Here is a 24,430-nt window from a genome sequence, read left to right on the forward strand (position 1 = left end):
ATTCACCCAGGTGCTGTTGTTCAACGAGAAAAAACTGAAGAACATCGCGCTGTTCGTCGAGCCTTTCGAGCAGTCGGTATATGCCTCTGCCTCAGCTGCCCTGGCCAAGACCTTCAACCTGACCGTGCTGGCCGACGGCAAGTCGCAGTTGGACCTGATCGAACTGGCGCGCCAGACCAGCGACCGCAACGCCTACGTGACCCAGCTCAGCAACTATTAGAGCCAGGGCCTGAACGCGGGCCAGCTAACCTACACCTTCGTCGAAGGTGAACTGAGCAAGAGCTACACCAGTGCGGCGGCAATGGGCCGGGATAGGCCCGAGGCTTCGTTCAGGCAATGACCCCCATGTATTCCCGCGCCAGCCCCAGGTACTCCTCGGCCAGGCTGTACCTGGCAACCAGTTCCGTGGGCTTGAGCTCAGCCTCTGTGGCAAGCCCGCGCTGGGCCCGCAAGGTGTCGTAGGTGGCCTTGATCGCCGCGAAACACGCCGCATGTCCATCCACCACGAGCCTTACGCCGCGCCCTGCCAGCCGCTGTTCATCCCAATGCTGCTGACCCGCGTAGGTCACCAGCATCAAGGGGACCTGCATGCCCTCGGCAATCGCGTCGAGCTGCTCGAAGTCTCGCACGCCGACCAGGCAGATAGCGTCCGCCCCGGCCGCCTGGTAAGCGCGCGTACGTTGAATCAACTGCGCCAGTGACTGGGCCCCGGCATGGGTCCTGGCGATCAGCGCCAGGCTGCGATCCTGTCGCGCCCGCTGTGCCGCACGCAGTTTGCCGACGCCTTCATCGACACTGATCAGCTCCGCCAACGGCTCCTCGAAGCGTGCCGGCAGCAAGGTGTCCTCCAGGGTCAACGCGGCGACCCCGGCCCGTTCCAGTTCGGTGACGCAGCGCATGACATTGAGGGCATTTCCGTAGCCGTGGTCGGCATCGGCGATCACCGGCAGGCGCGCGACCCGGCCGATACGGGTGGCCTGTTCGACGAATTCGCCGAGGCTCAGCAGGGCGATATCCGGCGCACCGAGTACCTGTAGCGAGGCTACCGATCCGCCGAGGATGCCGACCTCGAAACCCAGGTCGGCGGCGATGCGGGCGCAGAGCGGATCGAATACCGAGGCGGTGCGATGGCAGACCTGGCTAGCGAGCAGGCCACGGAAGGTCTCGCGCAGTGCATGATGACTGGCTGGGTACATGGCGATTTCTCGTTGTTCCGTGAAAGAAGGGGGAATCGGCCAGGGCGGCGTGGGCCCTGGCCGGTACCGTCTTACTTGATGAAGCGCACTTGGGCGTTGATCTTCTCGATCACCGAGCCCTTGCGTTCGTTGAAGCGCTGCTTGTTCTGCTCGAACAGGTTGTTGCCCTTGGTATCGATGGAAATGATCAATGGGCCGAACTCCCGCACGCGATTGACCCACAAGGTTTCCGGCATGCCCAGATCCTGCCATTCGGCGCGCTCGATCTCTTCCACCTTGGTCGCCGCCAACACCGCGCAGCCACCGGGGAATACTGCATGCACGGCCTTGTTCTCCAGGCAACCGGTGGTGGTTTCCGGGCCCATGCCGCCCTTGCCGACGATCAGCTTGACGCCGGTCTGCTCGATGAATTCCTTCTCGAATTTCTCCATGCGCATGCTGGTGGTCGGGCCGATGGAGACCATTTCGAAGCTGCCATCGTCCCTCTTCCTGACGATGGGGCCGGCGTGGAAGATCGCGCCACCGCGCAGGTCCACCGGCAACTCGCGGCCGAGTTCGATCAAGCGGCGGTGCGCGACGTCGCGGCAGGTGACCAGCTGGCCGGTGAGGTAGACCACATCACCCACGTTGAGCGTGGCCAGGTCTTCGTCTTTGATTGGGGTGCTGAGGATCTTTTTCACAGGACTACACCTTCGTGGGAAAGGATGTCGTAGGACAGGTCGGCATTGATGCGGATCTTGCCGCGGCGGTGGGCCCAGCAACCGGTGGACACTGCCACGCCGATGGTTGATGGGTGGCGCGCCGAGGACTCGATGTTCACCCCCATCACGCTGCTGTTACCGGTCAGTCCCTGGGGACCGATACCGATTTCGTTGAGGCCGTCTTCCAGCAGTTTTTCCATCAGCGCGGCACTTTCATTCGGGTGGCTGGAATCCACTTCACGCAGGATCGCTCGCTTTGACAGGCGTGCCGCGGTTTCCACGGAGGTGGACACGCCAACGCCAACCAGCAGCGGCGGGCAGGCATTGATGCCCCGCGAGGTGATCACGTCAAAGACGAACTCGGTGACGCCTTCGTAGCCTTGGCCGGGCATCAGGACCTTGGCCGAGCCGGGCAGGGTGCAGCCGCCACCGGCCATGTACACATCGACGATGGCGTAGTCGGCGTCCGGGAGGATTTCCCAGTCCAGCCAGGGGATTTTCGAGCCGGTGTTGGTGCCGGTGTTCTTCTCGACGAAGGTTTCCACGGCGTTATGCCGTAGAGGGCCCTGGATGGTTGCTTCCTTGGTCGCGTTCTCGAGGATGCCTTCCAGCTCGCCTAGCAGCGGGAAGCGCGCGCCGGCCGATATGAAGTACTGGATCACACCGGTGTCCTGGCAGCTTGGTCGGTTCAGCTTGTCGGCGTAGTCCTGGTTCTCGGCCATCGAGTCGTACACGGCGATGGCCAGCGGGTTGGTTTCTGCCGCGCGCAGCTTGGCGGTTTTCTCCTTGACGTCCTTGGGCAGGCGTTTTCCGATGTAGGCGGTGAACTTCGCCAGGGTATCGGTCAATGATTGAACGGCTTCTTCTCTTTCCACGTTTATTCTCCTTAACGGCATCACAAGGCGGGTTGGTTCGGGTGCGGGTCAGGCACCACTGGCGGTGGTCGCCGGCTTCACGGTTTGGCTTTCGGGCTGTGTGGTGATCGCTTCGGCGCGTTGCGCTGCCGGCTCGCAATGACCGTCGAGGACCCTTTCGAGCCGGGCGCTGTCCAGCGCTCCGACCCACTTGGCGATGGCCAGGGTGCCGACGGCGTTGCCGATGGTGTTGGTGATGGCGCGGGCTTCGGACATGAAACGGTCGACGCCCAGAAGCAGGACCATGCCCGCGACCGGGATGCTGCCGAGGGAGGCCAGGGTCGCGGCCAAGGTGATGAAGCCGGAGCCGGTCACTCCCGCCGAGCCCTTGGAGGTCAGCAACAGAACGCCAAGCACGATCAACTGGTCGGTCAGGCTCAAAGGTGTGTTGGTCGCCTGGGCGATGAATATGGCTGCCATGGTGTAGTAGATGCATTGGCCGTCGGGGTTGAAGGTCAGCCCCGACGGAATCACCAGGCCTACCACTGGTTTGGACACTCCGGCCTTTTCCAGCTTGCCCATCAGTTGCGGCACAACGGACTCGGAGGAGCTGGTGCCAAGCACGGTGAACAGCTCTTCCTTCAGGTACTTGAGGAATTTCCACAGGCTGAAGCCGGACAGGCGCGCGACGAAGCCCAGCACGATCACCACGAACAGGAAGCAGGTGATGTACATGGTCGCCATCAACTTGCCGAGGGATACGATCGAACCCAGTCCGTACTTGCCCACTGTAAACGCCATGGCGCCGCAAGCAGCCAGCGGGGCGACGCGCATCACCATGCCGACGATATGGAACATGCCATGAGAGAAACTCTCCAGCACGTCCACCACCGGCTTGCCACGTTCGCCCAGATGGGACAGGGCGATACCGAGCAGGCTAGAGAACAGCAGGATTGGCAGGATCTCGTTCTTGGCGAAGGCGTCCGTGACGCTGGCCGGGATGATATGCAGGAGAAAGTCGGTAAAGCTGCCGGAACCGGCCGCCGCCGCCGAGGTATAGCTGGCGATGCTCTTGGTATCCAGGGTCGCCGGATCGACGTTCATGCCCTGGCCGGGTTGCACCAGGTTGACCACCACCAGGCCCAGGACCAGGGCGAAGGTGGAGAGCACTTCGAAGTAGATCAGTGCCCGTGCGCCGACCCGGCCCAGCTCCTTCATGTTTTCCATTTTGGCGATGCCGAGCACCACCGTGGCGAAGATGATCGGCGCGAAGACCATCTTGATCAGCTTGATGAACGCATCGCCCAGGGGCTTGAGGTCGACGCCGACTTCGGGCCAGAACACACCGAGCGCAATACCGATGCTGACGCCGATCAACACCTGCACATACAACTTGCCTAGAACTTTCATGGCCGTATTTCTCCGCTTTATTGTTGTGAGTCGGATTTTTTCTTGTCGGCCGGGCTTGTCGCGCCGCTGCGATCAGGCAGATCGGGGCAACGGGATAGCCCAGTTTTCGTGGGGTAATCACGGGAGGGAAAGGTAAGGCTTTTTATGAAATGTGGTAATACAATGAAATTCACTTCATTGTTTACCTGGGGTTACTAATGAGCCCGGTCTCGGAATTGGCTTTTTTTGCCCAACTGGTGCGTGTGGGCAGCCTCACGGCCACGGCTCGGGAACTGAACCTGACACCGCCGGCGGTTTCCAAGCGTCTTGCGCAACTGGAGCAACGCCTCGGTGTGCGCCTGCTCAATCGCACCACGCGCAGCATCAGCCTCACCGCCGAGGGCGAGATGTATCTGGTCAATGCCCAGCGCATCCTTGGCGAGATCGAAGAGCTTGAGCGCCAGGTCTCCAGCAGTCGCGCCGAGCCCAAGGGACTGTTGCGGGTCAATGCGCCGCTGGGCTTCGGGCGCACCCATGTCGGGCCGGCGATTTCCACGTTCGTGCAACGGCATCCGGAAGTGGAAGTGCAACTGCAGCTCACCGACCGGCCGATCAACCTGCCGGACGATGCCATCGATGTGGCCATCCGTTTCGGCGATCTGCCGGACTCGCGGCTGATCGCGCGCAAGATCGCCAGCAACCGGCGGCGCTTGTGTGCATCGCCAGCCTACCTGGAACGCCACGGCGTTCCCCTGACGCCACGGGACCTGGCGGAGCATGCCTGCATCGTCCTGCGCCAGAACGAGGCGGCGTTTGGCAGTTGGCGCCTGAACCGGGGCAAGCAGGCGGAATCGGTGAAGGTGCGTGGCAGTCTCAGCACCAACGACGGCGAGGTGGCGCTGAACTGGGCGCTGGAAGGACACGGCATCCTGATGCGGGCTGAGTGGAACCTGGCCCGCTACCTGCGCTCCGGCGAGTTGGTGGAAGTGCTGGGAGACTACGAAACGCCGCCGGCGGATATTTATGCGGTGTACCTGGAGCGGCTCAACCTGTCGGCCAAGGTGTCGTTCTTCATCGAACACCTGCGTGACTTCTTCGAGCGCAATGCCCAGGGACCGGAAGCCTGGCAGTAGGGCGAAGGAAAAATATCGTTTGCAGGCAGGAAAATCATCGGTGGGCTCCTTCGGCGGCTAGGGTAAGGTGATGAGTCAAATGTCTTACCACGCTGCGGGAAGCTGCCGGCAGCCAGGAGAAGTTCACGTGGCTTCCTACACCTTGCGACAACTCAAGTACTTCGTCACCACCGTGGAGGCCGGCAGCGTTGCCGAGGCCTCGCGCCAGCTGTACATCGCCCAGCCGTCGATTTCCACGGCGATCAAGGGGCTGGAAGAAAGCTTCGGCGTACAGCTGTTCATCCGCCATCACGCCCAGGGCGTGTCCCTGACCCCCAGCGGCAAGCGCTTCTACAGCAAGACCAAGGCCCTGCTGCAGATGGCTCGGGAGTTCGAGCAGAACGCCCTGGCCGACAACGACACTGTGGCCGGGCAGATCGATATCGGCGTGTTCGAGACCGTTGCGCCGTTGTACCTGCCGCGGCTGATCGCGGGTTTTCGCGAGCGCTATCCGGGTGTCGATATCCGCCTGCGCGACGGCGAGCAGCAGGAGTTGATCCAGGGCCTGACCTCCGGGGCCTTCGACCTGGCCTTTCTCTACGACCACTACCTGGACAACACCATCGAGACCGAGCCGCTGATGCCGCCGCAGAAGCCCTACGTGCTGCTGCCGCACAAGCATCGCTTCGCCAGCCAGAGCCAGGTGTCGCTGCGTGATCTGTGCCCGGAGCCGATGATCCTGCTGGACGTGGCGCCGAGCCGGACCTACTTCGTCAGCCTGTTCAACGAGCTGGGGCTGACGCCGAACATCGTCTTCAGCTCGCCGTCGATCGAGATGGTGCGCGGCATGGTGGGGCAGGGCTTCGGCTTTTCCCTGCTGGTGACCCGGCCGAGCTCCGAATGCACCTATGACGGGCAGAAGGTGGTGGCGGTGGACATCACCGAGCCGGTGGAGACCTCGGGCCTGGTGGCCGCGCGGCTCAAGCGCGTGCAGTTGACCCGGCCGGCGCAGTTGTTCGTGGATTTCTGCCGGGAGGAACTGGCGCGCCTGGCTTGAGCTCCCCGGGCCCGCTGTGCGGGCCTTTCGCCGGCAACGCCGGCTCCCACAAGGTCCGCAGGCGCCACCGACCCCTGTGGGAGCCGGCGTTGCCGGCGGTTGGACCGCGCAGCGGTCCCCCTGCACAAATCTTCCAGACACGGCATTTCCCCCGGGCATAAGATGACCCACTCCATCCATCTCCTGACCGCCCATGACCCCCAACAGCTGGATCAACGTCAGGCAAGACCCTGAAAGCGGCATCGAGACCATCCGTGCCCACTTCGAAGGCCATGCCTACGATCCGCACTGGCATGACAGCTACCTCGTCGGCTTCACTGAGCAGGGCGTGCAGCAGTTCAACTGCCGCAAGCAGCTGCACAGCAGCACTGCCGGCCAGGTCTTCGTCCTCGAACCGGGAGAGCTCCACGACGGCCATGCGCCGACCCCGGGGGGCTTCACCTATTCGATGCTCTATCTCGACCCGCAGTGGATCGAGCGGGAAATGCGCGGGCTGTTCGCCAATGCCCCTGATCACTGGCGGCCCGCTGTCGACCGCACCCTGCCTAGCGAGCCTGACCTGCTGCCGTTCATCGCCAACGCCTTCCGCACCCTGCACGGCGACGAGCCGCGCATGCTGCGTCAGGCCAGCCTCGACGCCTTGCTCGAACGCCTGTCCCGGCAACTGGTCTGGCGTGCCCGCGACACCGCCGACCCGCGCATGCCCGCCGTGGCCCTGCGTGCCCGTGACTACCTGCAGGAGCATTTTCGCAGCGACATCAACCTCGACGACCTGGCCCGTGCCTGCGGTGTCGACCGCTTCCGCCTGACCCGTGCATTCAAGCGCGCATTCGGCCTGGCACCCCATGCCTACCTGGTGCAACTGCGCCTGGCCCGTGCACGGCGCCTGCTGGCAGCTGGCTGGTCGCCAGCGGCGGTGGCCATGGACCTCGGTTTTGCCGACCAGAGCCACCTCGGTCGCTGGTTCCGCCGCGCCTACGGCCTGACCCCGGCCACTTACCGCAAGATCTGCACAAACCTTCAAGACGGCTGAGGGCGGGGTTCGCACAATCGATTCCAGTCAAACTGCCTGGAACTGCCTTGATGAATGTCTCCCTCGTGCAACTGCTGCCTTTCGTGGTTTTCGCCTTCGTTGCTTCAATCACCCCCGGTCCGACCAACCTGCTGATCCTGGGCAGTGCCATCAGTCGCGGACTGCTGGCCGCGATGCCGCTGGTGCTCGGCGCGGCGCTGGGGGCGGCAGGGTTGGTGGTCGTGGTGGGGCTGGGACTGGGCGAGGTGTTTCTGCGTTATCCGGTCCTGCAGCAGGTCATGAGCTGGGCCGGGTTGGCCTGGATCAGCTGGCTTGGCTGGCAATTGTTTCGCGCGCCGGCCAGCGCGCTGGAAGGGGACGAGGGCCATCGACGCCTGGGTGCCTTGCAGGGTGCGGGGCTGCAACTGGTCAATCCGAAGACCTGGATCATGGCCCTGTCGGTGGTCAGCGTCTTCGTCGGAGTGGGGGCGGGGATGGCGACCTATTGCCTGTATGCCGGGGTCTTCCTGCTGGTGGCGCTGCCGTGTCTGGCGCTGTGGGCCGTGCTTGGGGTGGGGGCGGCGCGGGTGCTGCGTTCGGCGGTGGCGGTGCAGCGGTTCAATCGGGGTATGGCGGTGCTGCTGGTGGTGTCGGTGTGGGTCGGGATGTTCAGTTGAGTTCGGGGACCGCTGCGCGGTCCATCGCCGGCAACGCCGGCTCCCACAAAGATCGCGAACACCGCAAAACCTGTGGGAGCCGGCGTTGCCGGCGAAAGGGCCGCACAGCGGCCCCAGCGATCTCATGCCTCGTCCGGTACCACCGCGATCACATCGATCTCCATCAGCCACTCCGCCTGCGCCAACCCGGCTACCACCAGCCCGGTGGAGATCGGGAACACGCCCTTGAGCCACTTGCCCACTTCCCGGTACACCGGCTCACGGAAGCGCGGGTCGGTGATGTAGGTGGTGGTCTTGACGATATGCGACAGGTCCGAGCCAGCTTCTTCGAGCAACTGCTTGACGTTCTTCATCGCCTGCTCGGCCTGTGCCCGCGGGTCGCCCAGGCCCACCAGGTTACCCTCGAAGTCGGTGCCGACCTGGCCGCGCACGTAGATGGTGTTGCCGGCGCGGACCGCCTGGCACAGGTCGTTGTCCAGGGTCTGGTTGGGGTAGGTGACCTTGGTGTTGAACATGCGGATGCGGGTATGCGTTGGCATCAGTTGACTCCCATGAGACTGGCTTTTTCAGATGATTGAGTGTGGGCGGCAGCCTCGCGCTGGTCCTTGTCCTGGTAGGCCAGGTAGGTGCGCTGGGTGGCGATATGCCCGGCGACATGCTTGGCGTCGTGCCACACGCCCCAGATGAACGACGAGCCGCGGCGCGACAGCCATGGCAGGCCGACGAAGTACACGCCCGGCTCGCTGGACACGCCGCGCTGGTGCTTGGGCTTGCCGTTGGCATCGAAGGCGTCCACCGCCAGCCAGCTGAAGTCCAGGCCGTAGCCGGTGGCCCAGATCACCGAGGTGACGCCGGCCTGGGCCAGGTCCAGTTCGAGGATCGGGTGGGTGACGCACTCCGGGTCGGCCAGGCGCTTGCGTGCCTCCGGCTCCAGCGGCAGATCGAGGCCGTTGCGCTCGACATAGGCATCGGCAGCGTCCAGCAGGGCCAGGTAGTTCTCGTCGCCACGCTGGATGTTTTCCGCGAGGTTGTCCTGGAAGCGCGCCACGCCGCCAGCGAACGACTGGGTCAGGCCGACCAGGGTCATGCCCTGGTGGGCAAGGGCGCGGAAGTCCACGGTATGGCCGCCGCGTGCGCCGCTGACGGCGATGGTCACGTGCTCGCGACCGGGCTTGGCGATTTCCGCGTCCCACTCGCCGAGCACGCCGAGCCACCAGCAGAAGTCACGGTTGCGGTAGCTGCGCGGCGGGCGGTCGTGGGCACCGACCGAGAGGTAGACCTTGCGTCCGGCGCGCATCAGCTCGTCGGCGATCTGCACCCCGGAGGAGCCGGCACCGACCACCAGCACGGCGCCCTCTGGCAACTGCTGCGGGTTGAAGTAGGCGGCGGAGTGGATCTGGTGCAGACCGGCGTCGTTCGGCGCGATGGAAGGGATCACCGGGCGCTGGAACGGACCGGTGGCGGCGACGACGCGGTTGGCGCGGATCGTGCCCTCGCTGGTCTCGATGGTGAAGCCTGGACGGTCGGCGTTGCGCACCACCTTCTTCACCTCGACGCCGGTACGGATCGGCAGGTTGTACTTCTTCACGTAGTTTTCGAAGTAGTCGGCCACCTGGTCCTTGCCGGCGAAGGCATCGGCATCGAGATCGAATTCCAGGCCGGGGAAGCGGTCGTGCCAGACCGGGCCGTTGGCTACCAGGGAATCCCAGCGTCCGCTGCGCCAGGCTTCGGCGATACGGTTGCGCTCCAGCACCAGGTGCGGCACGCCCAGCTTGCTCAGGTGTTCGCTCATGGCCACGCCGGCCTGGCCGGCGCCGACCACGAGGGTATCGATGTCAAGGTTGTTCAGTGTCATGTGCATGCCCTGTCTTGTAGGCGTTCTTGTTCGGGGAGTCAGACTAGGGGGGCGGGTGCTTTCGCGAAAATAGTAATTAGCTGGGGATTGCCGATAAAAAGGCGAAGGGGTGGTTGTGCTTGCTGGCCATTTTTTTGGTTCTTCACGGTATATCGGGAAACTTGGGGGTTGAATGTTCGGTGTCGGTGTCGGTGTCGGTGTCGGTGTCGGTGTCGCGAGCTTATCCATTGCGGGCGGTGACGCCACCGGCCCCTTCCGCCTTTACGGCGGGTCCATTTTGTTGCGGCAAAATGGACGAAAACCGCCCGCTCCCACAGCCGGCCCTGCGCTTCGCTCCGGGTCCCCTCCTTCCGGCGCCTCGCGTGGGCCCGCGGCCTACGACTTGCTTCGCAAGTCTTCACCTCGCGCTTCGGCTTCGCCGAAGGGTGCTGCGCACCTGCCCCCGCAAGACACCTCCACTCGGCCGGCCGAGGTCGCAATTTGCGGCGTCTGAACCTTCGCGCACCAAGAGCAAAAGCAAGAGCGCGGCGTCTTGTTATGTTGGGCTACCGATGCCGATCTTGTTTCCACCCGTAACTCGCGACGTCAGGAGGCCGGCAGGCGCCGGAGGGAGGGGACCCGGAGCGCAGCGCAGGGCCGGATGCAGGAGCAAGCGGTTTTCGTCTATTTTGCCAAGACAAAATGGACCCGCCGTAGAGGCGGAAGGGGCCGGTGGCGTCACCGCCCGCAATGGATAAGCTCGCGATACCGATACCGCCACTAAACCCAAAGCTTCCCGGTATTCCGTGATGAACCATTTTTTTCCTATGTCCCAACCACATATTTCATCGTTTTCCCGCCGCTCCATGTCCCGCACCATCTGCCCGAACAGCAACAACAAACGGGCCGCGCGACGGTCCTCAGGGAGAGCATGTGCAAGACCTCGGCTACTGGCAGCAACAGGCTGCGCGACAGGCATTCATCGACAAGGCGCTGATCGGCGGGCGGCAGGTCGCCGCGCAGTCCGGCGCCACTTTCGATGCTATCAACCCCGCCACCAACCAGTTGCTGGCCAGGGTCGCGGCCTGCGGCGAGGCGGAAGTGGACCTGGCCGTGGCCAGTGCCCGCCGTGCCTTCGAGCACGGCCCCTGGGCACGCATGGCCCCGGGCGAGCGCAAGAAGGTGCTGCAGCGCCTGGCCGAGCTGATCATGGCCCACCGTGAGGAACTGGCCCTGCTCGACTCGCTGAACATGGGCAAGCCGGTGATGGACGCCTTCAACATCGACGTACCCGGCTCGGCCCATGTCTTCGCCTGGTATGGCGAGGCCCTCGACAAGCTTTACGACCAGGTCGCGCCCACCGCCGCCAACGCCCTGGCCACCATCACCCGCGAGGCCCTTGGCGTGGTCGCCGCAGTGGTGCCGTGGAACTTCCCCCTGGACATGGCCGCCTGGAAACTGGCCCCGGCGCTGGCCGCCGGCAACAGTGTGGTGCTCAAGCCCGCCGAACAGTCGCCGTTTTCCGCCCTGCGCCTGGGTCAACTGGCCCTTGAAGCCGGGCTGCCGGAAGGCGTGCTCAACGTCGTGCCGGGCCTCGGTGAAAGCGCCGGCCGCGCCCTCGGCCTGCACCCGGACGTCGATTGCCTGGTGTTCACCGGCTCGACCCAGGTCGGCAAATACTTCATGGGCTACTCCGCGCAGTCCAACCTCAAGCAGGTCTGGCTGGAATGCGGCGGCAAGAGCCCGAACCTGGTCTTCGACGACTGCCGGGACCTCGACCTCGCCGCCGAGAAAGCTGCCTTCGGCATCTTCTTCAACCAGGGGGAAGTCTGCTCGGCCAATTCCCGGTTGTACGTGCAGCGCTCGATCCACGATGAGTTTATCGAGCGCGTGCTGGCCAAGGCCCGCGACTGGCTGCCCGGTGACCCGCTGGACCCGGCCAGCCGTGCCGGCGCCATCGTCGACAGCGAGCAGACCGCGCGCATCACCCGCGCCATCGGCCAGGCGCAAGAGGAGGGCGGCCGCCTGTTGTGCGGCGGAGGTCAGCTGACCTTCAACGGCTCCAGCAACTTCATCGAACCGACCCTCTTCGCTGGCGTCGACAACGACATGAGCCTGGCCCGCGAGGAAGTCTTCGGTCCGGTGCTGGCGATCAGCGCCTTCGACACCGAAGAACAGGCCATCGCCCTGGCCAACGACAGTATCTACGGCCTCGCCGCCTCGGTCTGGAGCGACGACCTCAACCGCGCCCACCGTGTGGCCCGGGCGCTGAAGGCCGGCACGGTGTCGGTGAACACCGTCGATGCCCTCGACGTGAGCATTCCCTTCGGCGGCGGCAAGCAGTCCGGCTTCGGCCGCGACCTGTCGCTGCATTCGTTCGACAAGTACACCCAGCTGAAGACCACCTGGTTCCAGTTGCGCGGCTGATGTCCTTTTCTTCACCTGTTTCAGGAGCAGTACATGACGTTTTCCATCATCGGGCGCTGCCCGGAAACCGGCCAGGTCGGTATCGCCATCAGTTCGTCGAGCATCGCCGTCGGCGCCCGTTGCCCTTGGGTGCGGGCCGGGGTCGGCGCGGTGTCGACGCAAAACATCACCCTGCCAGCGCTGGGCCCGCAGATCCTCGACCTGCTGGAGCGCGAGCAGGTGCCGCCCAAGGAGGCGCTGGCGCGGGTGCTCGGCGCCAATGGCTGGAGCGAGTACCGCCAGGTCACGGTGATCGACAGCCACGGCAACGTGGCCCTGTTCACCGGCCAGGAAGCCCTTGGCGTACACAACGCCGTGGCCGGCGAGCAGTGCGCGGCGGCGGGCAACCTGCTGTCCGGTGTTCATGTGATCGAGGCCATGGTCGCGGCCTTCGAACAGGCCCACGGCCATCTGGCCGACCGCCTGCTGGCAGCGATGCATGCCGCCATGGCCGCCGGCGGCGAAGCCGGGCCGGTGCATTCGGCGGCGTTGAAGGTGGCCGGCGAACTGACCTGGCCGCTGGTGGACCTGCGGGTCGACTGGGCTGATGAAGATCCGATCGGCCAGCTCGATGCCTTGTGGCAGGCCTATCGCCCGCAGATGCAGGACTATGTGACCCGCGCCCTCGACCCGACCGCGGCGCCCAGCTATGGGGTCCCGGGCGATGAATGAGATGCGCAGTCGCGAGCTGCTGGAGCGGCTGATTGCCTTCCCCACGGTCAGTCGCGAATCCAATCTGGCGCTGATTGGCTTCATCCGCGATTACCTCGCCGGGCTGGGTGTCGATAGCGAGTTGTTCCACAACGAGGACGGCACCAAGGCCAACCTGTTCGCGACTATCGGCCCGCGGGACCGGGGCGGCGTGGTGCTGTCCGGGCACACCGACGTAGTGCCGGTGGACGGCCAGGCCTGGACGGTGGAACCGTTCGTCATGAGTGAGAAGGACGGCCGTCTGTACGGGCGTGGCGCCGCCGACATGAAGGGCTTCATCGCTTGCGTGCTGGCCGCTGTCCCGGCGTTTCTCGCCGAGCCGCTGCGTATTCCGGTGCACCTGGCGTTCTCCTATGACGAGGAAGTCGGCTGCCTGGGCGTGCGCTCGATGCTGGCGGCGCTGGAACAGCGGCCGCACAAGCCGACCCTGTGCCTGATCGGCGAGCCCACTGAGCTCAAGCCGGTGCTGGGCCACAAGGGCAAGCTGGCGATGCGTTGCCAGGTGCATGGCGCGGCCTGCCATTCGGCCTACGCGCCCTATGGGGTGAATGCCATCGAGTACGCCGCGCGATTGATCGGCAAGCTGGGCGAGATTGGTGAGCGCCTTGCAGTGCCCGAGCGGCACGACGAGCGTTTCGACCCGCCGTTTTCCACGGTGCAGACCGGCGTGATCAAGGGCGGCAGGGCGTTGAACATCGTGCCGGCGGAATGTGAGTTCGACTTCGAGGTGCGTGCCTTGCCGGGCTTCGACGCGCAGGGGGTGGCGGATGAGCTGGAGCGATTCGCCAAGACCGAGCTGCTGCCGAAGATGCAAGCGGTGCAGGCCGGCACGGGTGTCAGCCTGCGGCCATTGAGCGCTTATCCCGGGCTGGCCACGCCGGCGGACAGCGAGGCGGCCCGCCTGCTGGCGTTGCTCAGCGGGTCGAGCGACTTCGGCACGGTGGCCTTCGGTACCGAGGGCGGGCTGTTCGATCAGGCGGGGATTCCCACGGTGGTGTGTGGACCGGGAAGCATGGATCAGGGGCACAAGCCGGACGAGTTCGTCAGCCTGGTGCAGTTGGACGGGTGTGAGGCGTTGCTGGGGCGGTTGGCGAGATACCTGCGCAAGGGGTGAATGGGGGCTGTGTGTCGGCCTCATCGCGGACAATGCCCGCTCCCACAGGGTTGTCTGGCGCAAGAACTGTGGGAGCTGGCTTGCCAGCGATGGCGTCAGTGCTGGCCTACACCCTGTGCCGGGTTATCGCCGAACAGCTCCCGCACCTCGTCGGCGGGCAGCAGGCGTCGCGCCGTGACCTTGCCGGCCAGTTGCGGTTGCACGGAGCTGCTGTCGCCACCGGCGCCCGGGAAACCCCAGGTCACGACACGACCGTCCCGGGTCAGGGCGGTGAAGGCACTGCCATTGCCGTAGATCGCCCGCACTTCGACCAGTTGCTCAGCGACGCTGGCGATATCACCACCGGTCTCTGGCAGCCCCCAGGCGACCACCGTACCGTCGCTGCACAGGGCAGCGAAGGCGTTCAGATTGCCGCAGACCTGGACGATATCGGACTTGCCGGACACTTCATCGGTGATGCTTCCTCCGTAGGTCGGGTCGCCCCAGACGACCACGTGTCCGTCGCTCAACTGTGCGCAGAAGGCATGGTGGTTGGCCGTCACGTCCACCACGTTTGTCAGTTGGCTGATGGCATCCGGTATCTGGCCACCCCTTGAGGTATCAGGCCAGGCTTTCACCTCGCCGGTCTCCAGCAGGATGCAGAATGCGTTGGCGACGCCACCGCATATTGTCCTGACGTTGGTCAGCCTGGCGATATCGTCGGGCACGATGCCCCCAAATTCGTCTTGCCCCCAGGCGATCACGCTCCTGCCGCCTACATGTTCCCGAATTGCGGCGAAGGCGCGGTTGTTGCTGGTGATCGTGACGATGTCGTCGAATTCTTCCTGGCCTGGCTGCAGTTGTCCGCCCCAGTCAGGGTGGCCCCAGGCTACTATATGGCCGCTGGCACGCAGCCCCACGAAGGCAAACCCGCCACCGTACAACTGGACATAGTCCTTGTGTTGCAGAACGTCGGGAGGGACGGGTACTCCATAGTAAGGGTTGCCCCAGGCGAACAGCTCGCCGTCGAGACGACGACCGACGAAGGCAGCGTCATTGCTCCTGACCATGTCGAACGTGCCGGGCACCATCGATGGGGGAGTGGAACCGGACATCAAGCCCCACCAGCCGACTGAGCCATCCTTTTGACGGGCCGCCAGGGCCATCATGGTGCCACTGACCTCCACCACGCTCTTGAGATCGGCCATCGGGCCCAGCACGCCACCGTATTCCGGGGTTCCCCAGGCGACCATGTCGATCACTGGTGTCGAGCCGTTCATCACTTCGTCGCGTATCGCGACGAAGGCGGAGTAACCTCCGAGAGGTCCGTTGTGGTAGCCATTGCCGATAATATTGGCCGGTTGCGACTCCCAGACCTCGACACTGTTACGGGTATAGAGCTTCAGCCAGGGTTTTTCGTCGAACCAGGTGCTTCCCGAGCCCCATTCTTCCTCGCCCTCGTAGCGCCATTGGGCGACCACCGGCTCCAGGGATTCAGCATCCAGGGCAGTCAGTGTGCGTGGCGAGATCAAAGGGGACCAGGTGCTGAGTGTGCTACGTGCCCCCATGACCCGCAGCGTTCCCTCCGTATCGATACGGAACTCGGCCAACTCGGAGCCCCGGGTCGGTTCGTCGCTGCTGTCCACCCGGTACAACAGCCTGATCTTCGCCTTGAAGTTGCTCTCGACATGCGCCCGGTCCAGATAGAACACCATTTCGTGGCCGACCAGCGCAGGGCTGACCGGGATGAAGTCATTGAAGTGCGGACCGCTGCTGGCATTCCAGACCACGTACAGCGTCTGGCCGGCTGCCATGTTCGGCCAGGGTGGGATAACCAGTTCCACCTGGTCGGGCAGTTTCTCGGGGTCGAGCACGCCATCCCGCGCCGCAGGCCGTGTAAAGGGTGCCGGTAGCCCGGGGCGGGCCTGGCCGACACGCAGTTGCTCGCGCGCCGACTCCAGCACCGGCCCGGACGCTTTCTCCAGGGTGTAGTAGAGGATCAGGCTGCCGCCGTCGAGCGGGGCGATAAGTGCGGCGCCATCGATGGCGATGTTCAGCGGCTTGCCGGCACCGCCGCCACTGATCGGGCGGCGGATGCTTTGCACCCACGGGGTGCCGTTGGCACGGATGCCGAGCCAGGTGAGGACCACACTGTCGCCGGCTTCCAGCGCAGCTCCCGGCACGGTCACCGTGGTAACGGCCAGGGTCGGGTCGAGCTTGCCATCGACGGCATCGGCCACGACCGGTTTGGCCAGGCGCTGTTCGTCACCCATGAAAGTCGCGAATCTGCTCCGCGACTCCCCGGCGCTGCTGCCGCCGCGGGTCACGGTGTAGGAGGCCAGGCCGTGGCCACGGACCAGCAGCCGCAGGTCGGCGTTGGGAATGAGAAAGACCAGCACGGTCGGGACCCGTGGTACGGTCTGGGGCGGCGGCTCGACCAGGATGAGCTGATCCTGGGGCGTGGTACCGACCCATTTCACGGCGATTTCATCGCCGATCAGCAAGCCACCTTCCTCCGACACCAGGACACTGACCAGCAGGTCGGCCTCGCCCAGCAGGTCGAGGTCGATCACGTCGTAGGGATCAGCCTCGGGATCGGGGTTCTCGATGATCGGGGCGTTGAACAGGTCCTTGCCGATCTCCACCGCCACGTAGGTGCGGATCGACCAGTCGCTGGAGGGGTTGTGAACTTCGTCGGTGACCTTGTAGACCAGCACCAGTTGGTCGCTGTCGCCGGCGGCGAGGATGGTGTCCTCGGTGACCAGGATTTCCACGACCCCGGCGTCGACTTCGGCCTGGCTCACCTCATGATCGAGCAGGATGCCGCCCCAGCTGAAGGTGATGGTGTCGAACCGGCGCATGTTGGGGTAGGCACCGATGCTGACCTTGATGCCGTTCTTCGCAGCCTCCTCGTCGATGATCTCGCCGGGGGGCAGTTCGGGTTCGGGGGCTGGGAGGTTCTGGTGCCCGGGCAGGTCCGGCTCGGGATCGGTGCCGCCGGGGAACAGGGTGCGGACCAGGATCGCCAGGGGCGGGGACTCGCCGCCATTGCCGCCGCCGGAGCGTGTCACTTTGGCGTAGACCTCATTGACCCCCTCCGGCACGCGGTTGGCCGGGATGAACAGGCCGAAATCCTCGCCGACGTCCTCGGGCAGGACCAGGTTGGAGGCGACCGCGTTGTCGTCATCGCCCCAGAAGACTTCGATCCAGTCGTTCTCCTGCATGTTGAGGTAGGCCTGCACGACCACGAGCAGGCCGGCGGTGTTGGCGTGCAGCAGATGGTAGTTGACCCCGCCGACGGCACCGTCGGTTTGTACGTCTTCGATCATGCCGGGGATATAGAGGGGGTCGAGGTTGAGGAGGTCGGTGTCGGCAGCGCGGGGCATGGCGGTTCTCCAATCCTGTGGGGGCCGGTGGGGCTGAGGAGATTGAAGAGCCAATCGGGCAGGGGGCACAACTGGCAGAAATGCTAGGTGGGGTTGCCTGCGACGGCGTCATCGCGGGCAAGCCAGCACCGACAAGAGCCTCGCCGGACCTGGGCTTGCGGCCGGCTGCGGGATCTTGTGGGGGCGGGTGTTGCCCATGACTGCGGCCTGTCAGTTCAACAGGCGCCTGGTCGTCACGCGTCCGGTCAGGTCAGGCTGCACTGGGCCACTGTAGCCACCACCATCGCGTGTGCCCCAGGTCACGACCCGGCCATCCTTCGTCAATGCGGTGAAGGCACAGCCATTGGCATAGATCGCCCTGACATCCACCAGATAGCCGGCGACGGCGGAGGTGTCTGCGCCACAGTAGTCTTGTCCCCAGGCGACCACGGTACCGTCGCTGCATAGCGCGGCGAACGCACCGAAGTTGCCGGTGACCTGGACGATATTGGATTTGCCTGCGGCTTCGCTTGTCAGCTTTCCGCCCACGGGCTCGTTTCCCCAGGCAACCACCTGGCCAGTGCTCAGTCGTGCGCAGTAGGCCTGGGAGGTCGAGGTGACTTCCACCACATTGGTCAGCCGGGCGATGGCGTCGGGTAGGTCACCACCTAACGCTTCTTTGGGCCAGGCCATGATCGCTCCGGTTTCCAGCTGGATGCAGAACGTGCTGCCGCTGGTCGCGGCGAGCCGTCTGACATTGGTCAGGCGTGCGATATCCTCGGGGATCAGACCGCCCTGGTCGCTCTCGCCCCAGCCAATCACGCTCTTGCCGTCGCCAAGGTCGCGCAGCGCGATAAAGGCGCCCAGGCCACCCAGCACATCAATGATGTCGTCCAAGCGCTCCTGCCCCTGGCGCATCTGCCCGCCGTTGTGAGGGTCACCCCAGGCCACCACGTGCCCGCTCTTGCGCAGTGCCGCGAACGCCTGGGCGGCGCCGTAGAGATTGATGTAATCCTTGTGCTGCAACACGTGTTCGGGCACTGGAACGACGGGCGAATCACCCCAGGAGAAAAGCTCACCGTCCCGCCTGCGGCCCACGAAGGCATCGCGAGCACCTCTGACCTGAACGTAATCGCCGTAGATCATCTCCGGCTTGCCCGTGCCGGGCTTGCCCCAGCAGGCCACGTCGCCCGCACGCAGGCGAGCCGCGAACGCATTACCACTAGACGAGACCTCCACGACCGTATCAAGGTCGATCAACCCCACATCCAGGGTGCCGCCATAGTTCGGATCACCCCAGGCGATCATGTCCACCACCCCCTCGTCGCCATCCATGACTTCGTCGCGCATGGCGACGAATGCTCCGCCATCGGTGCCATTCAGGTGCTCCCCGTTACCGGTGATGTTCATTGCCCGGCATTCCCAGGTCTCCGTACTGCTGCGCACATAGAGTTTCAGCCAGGGTTTGACGTCCAGCCATTCGCTGGCTGCAGTCCAGCGCTGGCTGTCTTCGTAGCGCCAGGCGGCGATCATCGGCCGTAGCGATTGGTCGTGTAGCGCACTGAGGATGCGCGGCCTGGTCGGGCCGCGCCAGACGTTCAGGTCGTAGCGCGCTCCCATGATCCGCAGTGGCCCTGCGTCGATCGGCAACTGGCGATCGACGACGAAACGACTGGCCTCGGATACCTGGCCCGGTGCGTCCGGACTTTCCACCCGGTAGGTGATTTCGATGTTGGCACCGAGGTTGGCCTCCACATGCGCCTTGTCGAGGTAGAACACTACTTCTTCACCGACCAGTGGGGCGCTGATGGGGATGAAATCGTTGAACTGCGGTCCGCTGCTGGCGCGCCATTGCACGTAGACTGTCTGGCCGGCCGCCATGTGCGGCCAGGGGGCAACGACGATGGCCAGTTCCTGTGACAGATCCTCGGGATCGAGCACGCCATCCTGTGCGGGCGGGCGAGTCACGGGGGCCGGTAGTTCGGCGCGGGTTTCGCCGACGCCCAGTTGCTCGCGTGCCGACTCCAGTTCCAGGCCGGAGGCCTTGAACAGGGTGTAGTAGACACTGACGCTGCCACCCTCCAGGGGCGCGATCAGCGTGGCGCCTTCGATGGCGAAACTCATTGGCTCGCCGGCGCTGCCACCGCTGACCAGACGGTCGATGGTCTCTATCAGTGGGGTCTGGTTGGCACGGATCCCCAACCAGGTCAGGCGGACCTTGTCGCCGGCTTCCAGGGCTTCACCCGGGACGATCACCGTGGTCTCGGCCAGGCCCGGATCGAGCACCCCGTCCACGGCATCGCTCACCGCAGGTTTCGGCAGCAACTGTTCCTCGCCAAGGAAGGTCACGAAGCTGCGTTTGGAAGCGCCAGCAGGACTGTCGTCACGGGTCACCGAGTAGGAGGCGACGCCGCGACCGCGGGCCAGTTGCCGCACGTCGGCATTGGGCACGAGAAATTCCAGATTGATGGGAATGCGCAACACGGTCTTGGGTGCCGGCTCGACTGTGATCGGTTGTCCCTGGGCGGTGGTGCCGGTCCATTTCGGCGCCACCACATCGCCGATCTGCAGCTTGCCACCAGGCTCGGCGTAGACGCTGATCATCAGGTCGGCCTCGCCCAGCAGGTCGAGGTCGATCACGTCGTAGGGATCGGCCTCGGGGTCGGGGTTCTCGATGATCGGGGCGTTGAACAGGTCCTTGCCGATTTCCACCGCCACGTAGGTGCGCACCGACCAGTCGCTGGACGGGTTGTGCACTTCGTCGGCGACCTTGTAGACCAGCACCAGTTGGTCGCTGTCGCCGGCGGCGAGGATGGTGTCCTCGGAGACCAGGATTTCCACGACCCCGGCGTCGACTTCGGCCTGGCTCACCTCATGATCGAGCAGGATGCCGCCCCAGCTGAAGGTGATGGTGTCGAACCGGCGCATGTTGGGGTAGGCACCGATGCTGACCTTGATGCCGTTCTTCGCAGCGTCCTCGTCGATGATCTCGCCGGGGGGCAGCTCGGGTTCAGGGGCGGGGAGGTTCTGGTGCCCGGGCAGGTCCGGCTCGGGATCGGTGCCGCCGGGGAACAGGGTGCGGACCAGGATCGCCAGGGGCGGGGACTCGCCGCCATTGCCGCCGCCGGAGCGTGTCACTTTGGCGTAGACCTCGCTGACCCCCTCCGGCACCCGGTTGGCCGGGATGAACAGGCCGAAATCCTCGCCGACGTCCTCGGGCAGGACCAGGTTGGAGGCGACCGCGTTGTCGTCATCGCCCCAGAAGACTTCGATCCAGTCGTTCTCCTGCATGTTGAGGTAGGCCTGCACGACGACCAGCAGGCCGGCGGTGTTGGCATGCAGCAGATGGTAGTTGACCCCGCCGACGGCACCGTCGGTTTGCACGTCTTCGATCATGCCGGGGATATAGAGGGGGTCGAGGTTCAGTGGCATGTTTTGTCGAGTATTCATGGTCGTGCTCCGTTCAGTCCGGATTCATCGGGTTATCGCCGAACAGCTCCCGCACCTCGTCGGTGGGCAGCAGGCGTCGCGCCGTGACCTTGCCGACCAGTTGCGACTGTACGGAGCCGCTGTTGCCACCGCCATCCGGAATACCCCAGGTCACCACCCGACCGTCCCGGGTCAGGGCGGTGAAGGCATTGCCATTGCCATAGATCGCCCGCACGTCGACCAATTGCGCAGCGACACTGGCGGTATTGCCGCCAGTCTGAGGTAGTCCCCAAGCGACCACCTTGCCGTCGCTGCACAGAGCTGCGAAAGAGGTCAGGTTGCCGCAGACCTGAACGATATTCGACTTGCCGGAGACTTCATCCGGGACTGCACCCCCATAGGTCGAGTGTCCCCAGGCAACCACCCGTCCGTCGCTCAATCGTGCGCAGAATGCATAGTTATTGGAGGTTACTTCCACCACGTTGGTCAGGCGGCTGATGGCATCCGGTATCTGGCCAGCAGCAGTGGTGAGAGGCCAGGCCTTCACCTCACCGGTCTCCAAGAGAATGCAGAACGCGTTGAGGTTGCCTCCACAGAGGGTCCTGACATTAGTGAGCCTGGCGATATCCTCGGGCACTATTCCACCGTGATTGATGTGTCCCCAGGCGATCACGCTTCTGTCGCCTTCGTGTTCCCTAACCGCGCCGAAGGCACCGTGGTTGGAGGCAACCGTGACGATGTCGTCTAAGACCTCCTGGCCTTGCCGCAGCTTTCCGCCCATCTCCGCGTTGCCCCAGGCCACGACATGGCCGCTGGCACGGAGTCCGACGAGCGCGCTCCAGGAACCCAGCAACTCAACATAGTCTGTATGTTGCAGAACTTGGTCGGGGACGGGTACCCCAAAGCCAGGTTCGCCCCAGGCGAACAGCTTGCCGTTGGGCCGACGGCCGACGAAGGCCTGGGCGTTGCTCCTGACCATGTCAAACGTACCGGAAACCATCGAAGGGGTGGTGACATCACCCAGGGTACCCCAGTAGCCAACCGAGCCATCTCGTTGGCGAGCGGCGAAGGCGGATGCGGTGGCGCTTATTTCCACTACATTCCTGAGATTGGCCATGACGCCTAGCGTGGCGCCATATCCAGGGACACCCCAGGCGACCATGTCCACTATCCGGGTCGGACCGCTCATGACCTCGTCGCGCATCGCGACGAAGGCCGCGGCGCCCACAGTCGGCGAGGTGAAGGGGCCGTTACCGATAATATTGGCCGGACGCGACTCCCAGGCCTCTGTACTGTTGCGCGTGTAGAGCTTCAGCCAGGGTTTCTCGTCGAGCCAGGTGGCGCCTGAGCCCCATTCCTCTTCGCCTTCGTAGCGCCATTGGGCAACCACCGGCTTCAGGGTTTCGTCATCCAGAGCAGTAAGTGTTCTTGGTGATACCAAACCATTCCAGGTGGTGAGGCTGCTACGCGCTCCCATGATCCGCAACGGTCCCGTACCCACCTCACCCTCGCCCTCGATACGGAATGCAGCCACCTCCGAGACCCGGGTCGGTTCGCCCGGGCTTTCGACCTGGTACGACAGCTCGATCTGCGCCCCCAGATTGGCCTCGACCTGGGCCCGGTCGAGCAGGAATACGACCTCCCGGCCCACCAGCGGCGCGCTGATCGGCATGAAGTCGTCATGGTGCGGTCCGCTGCTGGCGCGCCAGAGCAGGCGTACGGTTTGTCCGGCCTGCATGCCCGGCCAGGGCGCGACGATGATTTGCAATTGCGCGGGCAGGTCCTCGGGGTCCAGGCTGCCGCCGTCGGCAGGAGGGCGCGTGCTGGGAGCCGGCAGCGTTTCCCGGACTTCGCCCACGCCCAGGCGCTCGCGCGCCGACTCCAGCTCCAGTCCGGAGGCCTTGATCAAGCGGTAATAGACGCTGACCGATCCTCCGTCCAGCGGAGCGATCAGTTTGTCGCCGGGAATCACGATGGACAGCGGTTTGCCAGCGTTGCCGCCACTGATGCCCTGGATGAAATCCTCGACCAGCGGGGTGTTGTTGGCGCGAATGCCCAGCCAGGTGGCGATCACGGTATCGCCGGCTTCCAGGACCTCGCCTGGAACGATCACCGTGGTCTCGGCCAGGGTCGGGTCGAGAACGCCATCGACGGCATCGCTTACCGTAGGTTTCGGCAGCAACTGCTCCTCGCCAAGGAAGGTCACGAAACTGCGTTTGGAAGCGCCAGCAGGACTGTCGTCACGGGTCACCGAGTAGGAGGCGACGCCGCGACCGCGGGCCAGTTGCCGCACGTCGGCATTGGGCACGAGAAATTCCAGATTGATGGGAATGCGCAACACGGTCTTGGGTGCCGGCTCGACCGTGATCGGTTGTCCCTGGGCGGTGGTGCCGGTCCATTTCGGCGCCACCACATCGCCGATCTGCAGCTTGCCACCAGGCTCGGCGTAGACGCTGATCACCAGGTCGGCCTCGCCCAGCAGGTCGAGGTCGATCACGTCGTAGGGATCGGCCTCGGGGTCGGGGTTCTCGATGATCGGGGCGTTGAACAGGTCCTTGCCGATTTCCACCGCGACGTAGGTACGGATCGACCAGTCGCTGGACGGGTTGTGCACTTCGTCGGCGACCTTGTAGACCAGCACCAGTTGGTCGCTGTCGCCGGCGGCGAGGATGGTGTCCTCGGAGACCAGGATTTCCACGACCCCGGCGTCGACTTCGGCCTGGCTCACCTCATGATCGAGCAGGATGCCGCCCCAGCTGAAGGTGATGGTGTCGAACCGGCGCATGTTGGGATAGGCGCTGATGCTGACCTTGATGCCGTTCTTCGCAGCGTCCTCGTCGATGATCTCGCCGGGGGGCAGTTCGGGTTCAGGGGCGGGCAGGTTCTGGTGCCCGGGCAGGTCCGGCTCGGGATCGGTGCCGCCGGGGAACAGGGTGCGGACCAGGATCGCCAGGGGCGGGGACTCGCCGCCATTGCCGCCGCCGGAGCGTGTCACTTTGGCGTAGACCTCATTGACCCCCTCCGGCACCCGGTTGGCCGGGATAAACAGGCCGAAATCCTCGCCGACGTCCTCGGGCAGGACCAGGTTGGAGGCGACGGCGTTGTCGTCATCGCCCCAGAAGACTTCGATCCAGTCGTTCTCCTGCATGTTGAGGTAGGCCTGCACGACGACCAGCAGGCCGGCGGTGTTGGCATGCAGCAGATGGTAGTTGACCCCGCCGATGGCACCGTCGGTTTGTACGTCTTCGATCATGCCGGGGATATAGAGGGGGTCAAGGTTGAGGAGGTCGGTGTCGGCAGCGCGGGGCATGGCGGTTCTCCAATCCTGTGGGGGCCGGTGGGGCTGAGGAGATTGAAGAGCCAATCGGGCAGGGGGCACAACTGGCAGAAATGCTAGGTGGGGCTGCCTGGAGTTGTGTCCAGCCTGATCGTGGACAAGTCGGATCGACGAGCCGCAGCTCCCACAGGTTCGCGCCAGGCCGGAGCCTTGTGGGAGCGAGCTTTGCCCGCGATGGTGTTCACGTGGGACCGCGG

General features: G+C 64.7%; 17 protein-coding genes. 8 read left to right on the plus strand and 9 right to left on the minus strand.

Going from position 1 to position 24,430, the window contains the following annotated elements; genetic code table 11:
- Positions 1–10 precede the first annotated feature (10 nt).
- Positions 11–220: a hypothetical protein gene (locus tag AC5QPF_RS13350; RefSeq protein ID WP_494963666.1), complete on the plus strand. Its 210-nt coding sequence runs from the start codon at positions 11–13 to the stop codon at positions 218–220.
- 109 nt (positions 221–329) lie between these two features.
- Here the strand turns inward: AC5QPF_RS13350 and AC5QPF_RS13355 are convergent, their stop codons facing one another.
- The 4 genes from AC5QPF_RS13355 to AC5QPF_RS13370 form a co-directional block, all read right to left on the minus strand.
- Positions 330–1,196 carry an isocitrate lyase/phosphoenolpyruvate mutase family protein gene (locus AC5QPF_RS13355; protein ID WP_494963667.1) on the minus strand — a complete coding sequence of 289 codons (867 nt, stop codon included), beginning with the start codon at positions 1,194–1,196 and terminating at the stop codon, positions 330–332.
- A gap of 71 nt (positions 1,197–1,267) precedes the next feature.
- Positions 1,268–1,876: a L(+)-tartrate dehydratase subunit beta gene (gene ttdB / locus AC5QPF_RS13360; RefSeq protein ID WP_494963668.1), complete on the minus strand. Its 609-nt coding sequence runs from the start codon at positions 1,874–1,876 to the stop codon at positions 1,268–1,270.
- Entirely contained in the window at positions 1,873–2,772 is a 900-nt protein-coding gene (gene ttdA, locus AC5QPF_RS13365) for a L(+)-tartrate dehydratase subunit alpha (protein ID WP_494963669.1), read from the minus strand. The genes ttdB and ttdA overlap by 4 nt, the downstream gene beginning before the upstream one ends.
- 48 nt (positions 2,773–2,820) lie before the next feature.
- A complete protein-coding gene (locus AC5QPF_RS13370) occupies positions 2,821–4,161 on the minus strand; it encodes a C4-dicarboxylate transporter DctA (RefSeq protein WP_494963670.1) in 1,341 nt (446 codons plus the stop codon).
- A gap of 197 nt (positions 4,162–4,358) precedes the next feature.
- On the opposite strand from AC5QPF_RS13370, the gene AC5QPF_RS13375 reads away from it, so the two are divergent.
- The 4 genes from AC5QPF_RS13375 (at position 4,359) to AC5QPF_RS13390 (ending at position 7,998) form a co-directional block, all read left to right on the plus strand.
- A complete protein-coding gene (locus tag AC5QPF_RS13375; protein WP_494963671.1) occupies positions 4,359–5,273 on the plus strand; it encodes a LysR substrate-binding domain-containing protein in 915 nt (304 codons plus the stop codon).
- 127 nt (positions 5,274–5,400) lie between these two features.
- Positions 5,401–6,309, plus strand: a complete 909-nt coding sequence (locus tag AC5QPF_RS13380) for a LysR substrate-binding domain-containing protein (RefSeq protein WP_494963672.1) — start codon at positions 5,401–5,403, stop codon at positions 6,307–6,309.
- A 193-nt stretch (positions 6,310–6,502) separates the two neighbouring features.
- Complete coding sequence (locus AC5QPF_RS13385; RefSeq protein ID WP_494963673.1) at positions 6,503–7,342, plus strand: AraC family ligand binding domain-containing protein; 840 nt, start codon at positions 6,503–6,505, stop codon at positions 7,340–7,342.
- A gap of 50 nt (positions 7,343–7,392) precedes the next feature.
- On the plus strand, positions 7,393–7,998 hold the full coding sequence (locus AC5QPF_RS13390; RefSeq protein ID WP_494963674.1) for a LysE family transporter: 606 nt from the start codon (positions 7,393–7,395) through the stop codon (positions 7,996–7,998).
- 122 nt (positions 7,999–8,120) lie between these two features.
- On the opposite strand, the gene AC5QPF_RS13395 is transcribed toward AC5QPF_RS13390, so the two are convergent.
- A complete protein-coding gene (locus AC5QPF_RS13395) occupies positions 8,121–8,537 on the minus strand; it encodes a Rid family hydrolase (protein ID WP_494963675.1) in 417 nt (138 codons plus the stop codon).
- On the minus strand, positions 8,537–9,853 hold the full coding sequence (locus tag AC5QPF_RS13400) for an NAD(P)-binding domain-containing protein (protein WP_494964167.1): 1,317 nt from the start codon (positions 9,851–9,853) through the stop codon (positions 8,537–8,539). Before AC5QPF_RS13400 ends, AC5QPF_RS13395 begins: the two co-directional genes overlap by 1 nt.
- 912 nt (positions 9,854–10,765) lie before the next feature.
- Between AC5QPF_RS13400 and AC5QPF_RS13405 the strand changes: the two genes are divergently transcribed.
- The 3 genes from AC5QPF_RS13405 to argE are packed head-to-tail and all read left to right on the plus strand — an operon-like array spanning position 10,766 to position 14,123.
- Positions 10,766–12,259 carry an aldehyde dehydrogenase family protein gene (locus AC5QPF_RS13405; protein ID WP_494963676.1) on the plus strand — a complete coding sequence of 498 codons (1,494 nt, stop codon included), beginning with the start codon at positions 10,766–10,768 and terminating at the stop codon, positions 12,257–12,259.
- Between the two features lie 33 nt (positions 12,260–12,292).
- Positions 12,293–12,970 (plus strand): DUF1028 domain-containing protein, encoded by a 678-nt coding sequence (locus AC5QPF_RS13410; RefSeq protein WP_494963677.1) that lies wholly within the window; start codon positions 12,293–12,295, stop codon positions 12,968–12,970.
- Entirely contained in the window at positions 12,963–14,123 is a 1,161-nt protein-coding gene (argE, locus tag AC5QPF_RS13415; protein ID WP_494963678.1) for an acetylornithine deacetylase, read from the plus strand. Before AC5QPF_RS13410 ends, argE begins: the two co-directional genes overlap by 8 nt.
- A 95-nt stretch (positions 14,124–14,218) precedes the next feature.
- Here the strand turns inward: argE and AC5QPF_RS13420 are convergent, their stop codons facing one another.
- From AC5QPF_RS13420 to AC5QPF_RS13430, 3 genes are all read right to left on the minus strand, one after another.
- The gene (locus tag AC5QPF_RS13420) at positions 14,219–17,488 is read right to left on the minus strand and encodes an RCC1 domain-containing protein (protein ID WP_494963679.1); all 3,270 of its coding nucleotides are present in this window, start codon (positions 17,486–17,488) and stop codon (positions 14,219–14,221) included.
- Between the two features lie 210 nt (positions 17,489–17,698).
- On the minus strand, positions 17,699–20,917 hold the full coding sequence (locus AC5QPF_RS13425; protein WP_494963680.1) for an RCC1 domain-containing protein: 3,219 nt from the start codon (positions 20,915–20,917) through the stop codon (positions 17,699–17,701).
- Between the two features lie 13 nt (positions 20,918–20,930).
- Entirely contained in the window at positions 20,931–24,206 is a 3,276-nt protein-coding gene (locus tag AC5QPF_RS13430) for an RCC1 domain-containing protein (protein ID WP_494963681.1), read from the minus strand.
- Positions 24,207–24,430: the final 224 nt, after the last annotated feature.

The sequence above is a fragment of the Pseudomonas sp. Con_6 genome (genome assembly GCF_059379395.1).

Excerpts from the sequence above, each read along its gene's own strand:
- AC5QPF_RS13430 (WP_494963681.1), bottom strand. The coding sequence starts at position 24,206 with ATGCCCCGCGCTGCCGACACCGACCTCCTCAACCTTGACCCCCTCTAT.
- AC5QPF_RS13355 (WP_494963667.1), bottom strand. The coding sequence starts at position 1,196 with ATGTACCCAGCCAGTCATCATGCACTGCGCGAGACCTTCCGTGGCCTG.
- AC5QPF_RS13425 (WP_494963680.1), bottom strand. The coding sequence starts at position 20,917 with ATGAATACTCGACAAAACATGCCACTGAACCTCGACCCCCTCTATATC.
- AC5QPF_RS13375 (WP_494963671.1), top strand. The coding sequence starts at position 4,359 with ATGAGCCCGGTCTCGGAATTGGCTTTTTTTGCCCAACTGGTGCGTGTG.
- AC5QPF_RS13390 (WP_494963674.1), top strand. The coding sequence starts at position 7,393 with ATGAATGTCTCCCTCGTGCAACTGCTGCCTTTCGTGGTTTTCGCCTTC.
- AC5QPF_RS13385 (WP_494963673.1), top strand. The coding sequence starts at position 6,503 with ATGACCCCCAACAGCTGGATCAACGTCAGGCAAGACCCTGAAAGCGGC.
- argE (WP_494963678.1), top strand. The coding sequence starts at position 12,963 with ATGAATGAGATGCGCAGTCGCGAGCTGCTGGAGCGGCTGATTGCCTTC.
- AC5QPF_RS13420 (WP_494963679.1), bottom strand. The coding sequence starts at position 17,488 with ATGCCCCGCGCTGCCGACACCGACCTCCTCAACCTCGACCCCCTCTAT.
- AC5QPF_RS13400 (WP_494964167.1), bottom strand. The coding sequence starts at position 9,853 with ATGACACTGAACAACCTTGACATCGATACCCTCGTGGTCGGCGCCGGC.
- AC5QPF_RS13370 (WP_494963670.1), bottom strand. The coding sequence starts at position 4,161 with ATGAAAGTTCTAGGCAAGTTGTATGTGCAGGTGTTGATCGGCGTCAGC.
- AC5QPF_RS13410 (WP_494963677.1), top strand. The coding sequence starts at position 12,293 with ATGACGTTTTCCATCATCGGGCGCTGCCCGGAAACCGGCCAGGTCGGT.
- AC5QPF_RS13395 (WP_494963675.1), bottom strand. The coding sequence starts at position 8,537 with ATGCCAACGCATACCCGCATCCGCATGTTCAACACCAAGGTCACCTAC.